Source organism: Candidatus Margulisiibacteriota bacterium, from assembly GCA_018822365.1.
GTDB lineage: Bacteria > Margulisbacteria > WOR-1 > O2-12-FULL-45-9 > XYB2-FULL-48-7 > XYB2-FULL-45-9.
The window spans coordinates 20,886-28,075 of sequence record JAHJKL010000013.1; the positions used below are offsets into that span (position 1 = coordinate 20,886).

The 7,190-nt window shown below is 50.6% G+C and carries 10 protein-coding genes and 2 tRNA genes; 11 read left to right on the forward strand and 1 reads right to left on the reverse strand.

The genetic code is table 11. From position 1 onward, the window contains the following. Nucleotides 1-7 precede the first annotated feature (7 nt). Nucleotides 8-478, forward strand: a complete 471-nt coding sequence (fliJ, locus tag KKF06_01000) for a flagellar export protein FliJ (GenBank protein ID MBU1616344.1) — start codon at nucleotides 8-10, stop codon at nucleotides 476-478. A gap of 2 nt (nucleotides 479-480) precedes the next feature. Here the strand turns inward: fliJ and rpmB are convergent, their stop codons facing one another. Beyond that, complete coding sequence (rpmB, locus tag KKF06_01005; GenBank protein MBU1616345.1) at nucleotides 481-672, reverse strand: 50S ribosomal protein L28; 192 nt, start codon at nucleotides 670-672, stop codon at nucleotides 481-483. Nucleotides 673-702: 30 nt separating this feature from the next. Here rpmB and recG point away from each other — a divergent pair, with 30 nt between their 5' ends. From recG to KKF06_01055, 10 genes are all read left to right on the forward strand, one after another. Then, nucleotides 703-2,706 (forward strand): ATP-dependent DNA helicase RecG, encoded by a 2,004-nt coding sequence (gene recG, locus KKF06_01010; GenBank protein ID MBU1616346.1) that lies wholly within the window; start codon nucleotides 703-705, stop codon nucleotides 2,704-2,706. Continuing rightward, nucleotides 2,627-3,211, forward strand: coding sequence for a 16S rRNA (guanine(966)-N(2))-methyltransferase RsmD (gene rsmD, locus KKF06_01015; protein MBU1616347.1), 585 nt, complete (start codon nucleotides 2,627-2,629; stop codon nucleotides 3,209-3,211). The genes recG and rsmD overlap by 80 nt, the downstream gene beginning before the upstream one ends. Further along, nucleotides 3,180-3,665, forward strand: coding sequence for a pantetheine-phosphate adenylyltransferase (gene coaD / locus KKF06_01020; protein MBU1616348.1), 486 nt, complete (start codon nucleotides 3,180-3,182; stop codon nucleotides 3,663-3,665). Before rsmD ends, coaD begins: the two co-directional genes overlap by 32 nt. A 3-nt stretch (nucleotides 3,666-3,668) precedes the next feature. After that, nucleotides 3,669-4,094, forward strand: coding sequence for a hypothetical protein (locus KKF06_01025; protein MBU1616349.1), 426 nt, complete (start codon nucleotides 3,669-3,671; stop codon nucleotides 4,092-4,094). Next, entirely contained in the window at nucleotides 4,091-4,786 is a 696-nt protein-coding gene (rph, locus tag KKF06_01030; GenBank protein MBU1616350.1) for a ribonuclease PH, read from the forward strand. Before KKF06_01025 ends, rph begins: the two co-directional genes overlap by 4 nt. Nucleotides 4,787-4,794: 8 nt before the next feature. After that, complete coding sequence (locus KKF06_01035) at nucleotides 4,795-5,511, forward strand: NTP transferase domain-containing protein (GenBank protein ID MBU1616351.1); 717 nt, start codon at nucleotides 4,795-4,797, stop codon at nucleotides 5,509-5,511. Further along, the gene (gene rfbB / locus KKF06_01040; GenBank protein ID MBU1616352.1) at nucleotides 5,512-6,531 is read left to right on the forward strand and encodes a dTDP-glucose 4,6-dehydratase; all 1,020 of its coding nucleotides are present in this window, start codon (nucleotides 5,512-5,514) and stop codon (nucleotides 6,529-6,531) included. Nucleotides 6,532-6,603: 72 nt separating this feature from the next. Further along, nucleotides 6,604-6,676 (forward strand) — tRNA-Lys (locus KKF06_01045). Between the two features lie 5 nt (nucleotides 6,677-6,681). Further along, a tRNA-Phe gene (locus tag KKF06_01050) sits at nucleotides 6,682-6,754 on the forward strand. A 39-nt stretch (nucleotides 6,755-6,793) separates the two neighbouring features. After that, a partial coding sequence (locus KKF06_01055) for a hypothetical protein (protein ID MBU1616353.1) occupies nucleotides 6,794-7,190 on the forward strand: 397 nt, incomplete at its 3' end.

The following is a 7,190-nucleotide window of genomic DNA, read 5'->3' on the forward strand; positions in this document are numbered from 1 at the left end:
TCATTAAATGGCAGCGCCAAAACCGGGAAAGAAATTTAAATATGATCTCGATTCGGTCCTGAAGGTCCGGGGGATCAAAGAGAAAAAAGAGCAGGAGAAGTTCGCCGAAAAACAGCAGGAGTATATGACCGAGAAACAGAAAGAAGAAGAGATCAAAGAACAAAAGCAGGGGAAAGAAAACGAACTGCGCAACGTTTTTAAGCGCGGACCGATCTCCGATTTTGACAAGGTCCTGCGCCGGAAAGCTCACCTGGAAGTATTAAAGACCGACCTTGACCAGCAGATCGAGAAAGTCCTGGATTCAAGCAAGAAGCTGGAAGAACAGCGAGCCCACCTGGTCGAGGCGATGAAAGACAAAAAGATCATGGAAAAACACCGGGAGCGCAAGCTTGGTGAATATAATAAGGTCATGCGGGACCTGGAAATGAAGTTTATGGATGAGATCGCGACCCAGAGATTTAAGAGGCGTGAGGAATAATTTTAGAGAGCCTTGGTGACTTTATTGGCTTTGAGACATTTGGTGCAGACATATTCCCGCTTTTTCTTCCCTTTGACCAAGATCGAGACCCTTTGCAGGTTGGGCTTAAAAAGGCGTTTGGTGTGCCGCATTGAATGCGACACGGTCATGCCGGTAACCGCTTTTTTTCCGCAGGAAAAGCACTTATAACTCATAGATTTATAGTATATAATAAAAGTAAAATAATGTCAAACCTGCAAACTCCCGTCCAATATGTCAAAGGGGTCGGCCCAAAACTTGCCAAAATATTTGCCAAAGTCGGGATATTTACGGTTCTCGACCTCCTTTACTTTATTCCCCGCGGCTACGAAGACCGTCGTTCCATTAAACCGATCAGCCAGCTCCATCCCTCGGATAATGAGGTGGTCCGGGGGGAACTGTTAAAAGTTGAGTCGCAGGTCACCCGCAACCGGTTCACCATTATCAAGGGATTGATCGGCGACGAAACCGGCCGGATCCAGGCGGTCTGGTTCAATCAGCCGTTCTTGTTGCGCTCGTTCCGCCTCGGAATGAAACTGATCCTGTCCGGCAAACTGGAATATTCCGAGTATGACGGGCGGCTCCAGATCCTGCCGAAGGATTTTGAGATCGACGACGGCGACCCGACGAGGATCGTTCCGGTCTACCGTTTGACCGAAGGGCTTTATCCAAAAAAGGTCAGGGGGGTGATCAAGACCGCCCTTGAGAGCTATCTTCCGCTGATCGAAGACGCCAAAGAACGCCGCTCTTTAGCTCTTCTTCATGCCCCGGAGGAATTGCTGGAAATTGAAAAAGCCAGGAACTATTTGGCTTATAAGGAGCTTCTTGACTTCCAGCTTGGCTTGCTGCTGAACCGGAAGAAGAACGAAGAGCTTACCGGGAATGTTTTTAAGGTTGACGATCGGACAAAAAAAGCTTTTCTGGGCTTGCTTCCGTTTACTTTAACCGCGGCCCAGGAAGGAGCTCTGTCCGATATTTTTAACGACTTCCAAAGCGGGCGCCCGATGAACCGGCTGTTGCAAGGGGATGTCGGTTCCGGAAAAACGATCGTTGCCGCGTTTGCCGCGTATATTGCCGTGAAAAATGGTTTTCAGTCGGCGATCCTGGCCCCGACCGAGATCCTGGCCCAGCAGCACTTCTTAAAACTGCGAAAGGTCTTTGAGCCGTTCAAGATCAAGCTTGACCTGGTGACCGGCTCGACCGCCGGCCGTCGCAAGAAAGAAACTCAGTTAAAGGCCGATCTTTTGATCGGTACCCACGCTTTGCTGGAAAAGAAGGTGCTTTTTAACAAATTAGGATTGGTTGTTATTGATGAGCAGCATCGCTTTGGGGTCCATCAGCGGGCAAGTTTAATTAAAAAAGGGCGCGCGCCCCATGTCCTGGTGATGACCGCGACCCCGATCCCCAGATCGCTGGCGTTGACCTTATATGGCGATCTTGATCGGACGATCATTGATGCTCTCCCGCCGGGACGGATAACGATAAAAACATTCTTTGTCACCGAAGCGCGCCGCTCCGATTGTTTCAGCTTTATCAGGACCAAGGTTAATGAAGGGCGGCAGGTCTTTGTGGTTTGTCCCCTGGTCGAGGAATCAGAAGCGCTTGACCTGAAAGCGGCGACTATGGAAGCGGAGCACCTGCAAAAAGAGATCTTTCCCGAACTGCGGATCGGTTTGCTGCATGGTCGGATGAAAAGCGTTGAAAAAGACCAGATCATGGGATCGTTTAAGGATAAAAAACTTGATGTTCTCGTTTCAACCACGGTTATCGAGGTCGGCATTGATATTCCCAATGCTACCGTAATGGTGATCGAACATGCCCAAAGATTTGGGCTTTCCCAGCTGCACCAGCTGCGCGGCCGGATCGGCCGGGGGAGCGAACAGTCGTTCTGTTTTTTGGTCGGCGACCCGAAAACTCCGGAAGCCAAGGCGCGGATCAAAGCAATGGTGGAGACGAGCGACGGCTTTAAAATAGCCGAAGCGGACCTTAGATTGCGCGGTCCGGGTGACTTTTTTGGCGTCAGACAGTCAGGTTTGCCATCATTTAGGGTAGCTGATATAATAAGGGACGAAAAAATCATTCAGCATGCCCGGGCGGCTGCCCAGGAACTGATAGAAAAGGACATTGAAAGTGCGCGTAATCGCTGGGGAAGCCAAAGGACGGCAGCTGAAGACTCCCAGAAAGGGGTTGAACACACGTCCTTTAACTGACCGGGTCAGGGGGGCTTTGTTCAATATTCTCTCCGCGAAAGCGGTTGAAAGCGAGTTTCTCGACCTGTTTGCCGGGACCGGCGCGGTCGGCATTGAAGCTCTTTCGCGCGGTGCCAACCGGGCCGTTTTTGTCGAACTGAACCGGAGCGCGGTCGATCTGATCAGGGAAAATCTGGAACTGACCGGTTTCAGCCGGCAGGCCGAAGTATTTCACGCCGATGTTATCCGGGCGATCGGTATCCTGGCGGGAAAAAGAGAGCGGTTCGATCTGATCTATATTGGCGCTCCTTACGATAGTCCGTTGCTGGCCAAAGTAATGGAGAAGCTGTCCGAGTCGGAGCTGATGAAACCGGATGGGATCTTGATCGCGGAACACCGCAAACAGCATCAATTGGACCGGGTCTATGGTAAAATCGAGTTGTACCGAGAAGCCAGTTACGGCGAAACAGTCTTGAATTTTTACAGGAAAAAAAATGAAAATAGCGGTTTACCCGGGAAGCTTTGAACCGATCACCAACGGCCATCTGGATATTATCGAGAGGGCGGCCAGCCTGTTCGATAAAGTGATCGTGGCGATCATCCGCAATCCCGAAAAAAAAGCCGCTTTTTCCCTGCCCGACCGGCTGCAAATGCTCAGATCTTCTTCTTTCCACTGCGACAATGTTGAGATCGACAGTTTTGACGGACTGCTGGTCGATTTTGTCCGTCAAAAAAAAGCGCGGGCGGTCGTCCGCGGCTTGCGCGCTGTTTCCGATTTCGATTATGAGTTTCAAATGGCCCTGACCAACCGGCAGATGGCGCCGGAGATCGAAACGGTCTTTTTAATGACCGATTACCGGTATTCATATTTGAGCTCAAGTTTTGTGAAACAAATTGCCCGCCTGGGAGGGGACATTGCCAATCTTGTCCCGGCTCCGGTGGCACAGCGCCTGAAGAAATTAAAAAAAGGAGCGCGGTAAATTATGGAGATATTAGGTTTGCTTGACACTTTGGAGTCGATCATTCTTGACAGTACCAAGGTCCCGTTTTCCAAGAAGGTCATTGTGGACGAGGTTAAAGTCCTTTCGATCATCGACAAGATCAGGCTGGTCCAGCAGGGGGGATCTGATTTCGCCAAGAAGGCGATCGTGCGCAATGATGCCGGTGAATCACCGGTTCATCATCAACCGGGCGGGCAGGAGCCTGAGCACAAAGGGATTTTTGAAGGTAAAACCCAGGAGATAATCGAGCAGGCATATCAGTTGGCAAAAGAGATCCGCGGCGGCGCCGATAAATATGCCGATGAAGTTTTGGCCAATTTGGAGGCGACCTCGGTCAGGGTCTTGCGAACGATCAAAGCGGGGCGCGAGCAGTTGTCGAAAACAACCCAGGTAAAGGAAGAAAAGTGAAGCGGTCAGACAATCGGACCCCCAATCAGACCAGGCCGGTCAGAATGATCAGAAATTACCTGAAGTATCCGGCCGGGTCGGTCCTGATCGAGATGGGAAATACCAAGGTCATTTGCACCGCGAGCATCCAGGAGAAAGTACCGGACCATAAACGGGGGACCGGATCTGGTTGGGTTACAGCGGAATACGGGATGCTTCCCGGCGCGACCAGCGGCCGTTACCAGCGGGAGAGCAACGGCCGGGTCAAAGGACGGACCCACGAGATCCAGCGGCTGATCGGCCGGGCGCTGCGCGCCGTGGTCGACCTGGAAAAACTGGGGGAGAAGACGGTGATCATTGATGCCGACGTTATTCAGGCGGACGGAGGGACCAGGACGGCGGCAATTACCGGAAGTTTTGTCGCTTTGTATGACGCGATCGGTCCCGCGCCGATCAAAGAGTTTGTGGCGGCAGTCAGCGTGGGGGTGGTCGATTCTGATTGTTTGGTCGATCTGGCCTATGACGAAGATTCTCAGGCCGAAGTTGACCTGAACCTGGTGATGACCAGTTCGGGACGTTTGGTCGAGATCCAGGGGACGGCGGAGCAGGAGCCGTTCTCAAAAACTACCCTTGATAAATTAGTCGATCAAGGGGGAAAAGCGATCGATCAGTTGATCGCTATTCAAAAAAAAGTTTTGGGCGTCAAATCATGAACAAAAAGATCAAGGGGATAATATTGGCGGGCGGGACCGGTTCTCGCCTTTATCCTTTGACCAAAGTAACCAACAAACATCTTTTACCGGTCGGGAAATGGCCGATGATCTATCATCCGATAAAAAAACTGGTTAATGCCGGCATTGAAGAGATCCTGATCGTTACCGGCGTTGAGCATATGGGGGACATTGTTAATCTCCTTGGGAGCGGCAGGGAATTTGGCTGTCGTTTTACTTATAAAGTCCAGGACGAAGCTGGGGGGATCGCTCAAGCGCTTGGCCTGGCCGAAAATTTTGTCGGGTCAGATAAAATGATCGTTATTTTGGGGGATAATATTTTCCAGGATGACTTATCCTTCTTTGTGGAAAAATATTCTAAACAAACGCGCGGGGCCAGGATCCTGATCAAAAAGGTCCAAGACCCTCAGCGTTTTGGTGTGGTTGAATTAAATGGGGACAAAATCGTTTCCATTGAAGAAAAACCAAAAAGGCCAAAGAGCAATTTTGCGGTGACCGGGATCTACTTTTTTGATGCCGAAGTTTTTACCATAATAAAAAAACTTAAACCTTCGGGTCGCGGAGAACTGGAGATAACCGATGTCAATCGGGCCTATGCCAAACGCGGCGGATTGGGCTTTGATATTATCAGCGGCTGGTGGAGCGACGCGGGGACCTTTGAGTCTCTGGAGCGGGCCGCCAAGATGGTAGAAAATGGTGAAGGATAAATGAGGATACTGGTTGCCGGAGGGGCCGGGTTTATCGGATGTAATTTTATCCGTTTCATTTTAACCAATTATTCTGAAGTTGAGATCATTAATTTTGACAAGCTGACCTATGCCGGTAACCTGGAAAACTTGCTCGACATCGAGCATGATCCCCGTTATTCCTTCATAAAGGGGGATATTTGCGACCCAATGGCGGTCGATAAAGCGGTTGCCAAGCTTGGCGCCAAAGGAATGATCGTCAATTTTGCCGCCGAGACCCATGTTGACCGCTCTATTGTCTCGGCCGGTTCTTTTATTCAGACCGATGTTTATGGGATCATGGTCCTGCTTGAAGCGGTCAGGAAGCACAAGGTCGCCCGCTACTTGCATGTTTCAACCGATGAGGTTTACGGTAGCACTGAACATGGCTCATTCAACGAACGGTCCAACCTGGAGCCGAATTCTCCTTATGCCGCTTCGAAAGCCGGTGGTGATTTAATTGTCCGTTCATATTGCCGGACCTATGGGGTTCCGGCGGTTATCACGCGCTCTTCCAATAATTACGGGCCGTATCAATATCCCGAAAAATTGATCCCTCTTTTTATTACCAATTTGCTGGAAAAGAAGAAGGTCCCGCTTTATGGCGACGGCAGGAATGTGCGCGATTGGCTTTATGTCGAAGATAATTGCTCGGCGATCGACCTGGTTCTTAGGAAGGGGGAGATCGGCGAGATCTATAATATTGGCGGAGGGAACGAACGGCAAAACCTGGAAATAACCAGGCTTATATTAAAAACGCTTGATCTTGATCCCAAGAAATGGATCGAACCGGTTAAAGACCGCCCCGGTCATGATCGCCGTTATTCTGTTGATTGCGGAAAGATCAAGAAACTGGGCTGGCGTCCGGCTAAATCGTTCGAGCCCGGATTGCTTGAAACGATCGATTGGTATCGGGAAAACCGGCCTTGGTGGCAAAAGATCAAAGAGAAGCAGGCGGGCTTTAAGAAGTTTTACCAGCAATGGTACCAAAAAAAGAGCTAAGCTGGAAATCGGCCGCTATAAAAAATTCTTTACAAGATGATGGCGATAAGATAAAATTGTAAAGACGATATTGACCGGCTAGCTCATCAGGTAGAGCACTTGCCTTTTAAGCAAGTGGTGCTGGGTTCGAGTCCCAGGCCGGTCATTTGCGCCGCGGTAGCTCAGATGGTAGAGCGACGCCCTGAAAAGGCGTGCGTCGGCGGTTCAATTCCGCCCTGCGGCATTTTAAAATAACTCCGAAAGAGAGGCGATAATGATGGCCATGGCATTGGCGGAAGTTTTGTCGGCTGGACCAGGAGTTTCGTTTTGGAACCCGGTTGTTCTGGCGGCATCGGTCGCGACGGTCGCGGCAGCCGCTCTTTCCGCGATCAAAGGGATCCATCTTTTTCGTCGGGGCAAGGTCCAATTGCTCGAACAGGCCCCCGCCCTTGAGGAGATCGAGAACAACGAAGAGATCGAGAAATTGATCTTCCTGGTCAATGAGCTTAAACGGGACAAAGAGCGGCTCATCTGGCGAAACCAGGAAATGCAATGCCAGCTTCAAGCGGCGGAGGAGATGAATGCTCAGCTGCGGCAGAGAGCATCCACTAAATTTGTGAGCGCCAGCAGCAAGCGCTTTAAAGTAATCCGGAAAAAGGAGGGTCGAAAACCAAAAAGAG

What these genes read in the sequence shown, in the direction of transcription:
- fliJ (MBU1616344.1), top strand. Translation starts at nt 8, where the DNA reads ATGGCAGCGCCAAAACCGGGAAAGAAATTTAAATATGATCTCGATTCG.
- rpmB (MBU1616345.1), bottom strand. Translation starts at nt 672, where the DNA reads ATGAGTTATAAGTGCTTTTCCTGCGGAAAAAAAGCGGTTACCGGCATG.
- recG (MBU1616346.1), top strand. Translation starts at nt 703, where the DNA reads ATGTCAAACCTGCAAACTCCCGTCCAATATGTCAAAGGGGTCGGCCCA.
- coaD (MBU1616348.1), top strand. Translation starts at nt 3,180, where the DNA reads ATGAAAATAGCGGTTTACCCGGGAAGCTTTGAACCGATCACCAACGGC.
- KKF06_01025 (MBU1616349.1), top strand. Translation starts at nt 3,669, where the DNA reads ATGGAGATATTAGGTTTGCTTGACACTTTGGAGTCGATCATTCTTGAC.
- rfbB (MBU1616352.1), top strand. Translation starts at nt 5,512, where the DNA reads ATGAGGATACTGGTTGCCGGAGGGGCCGGGTTTATCGGATGTAATTTT.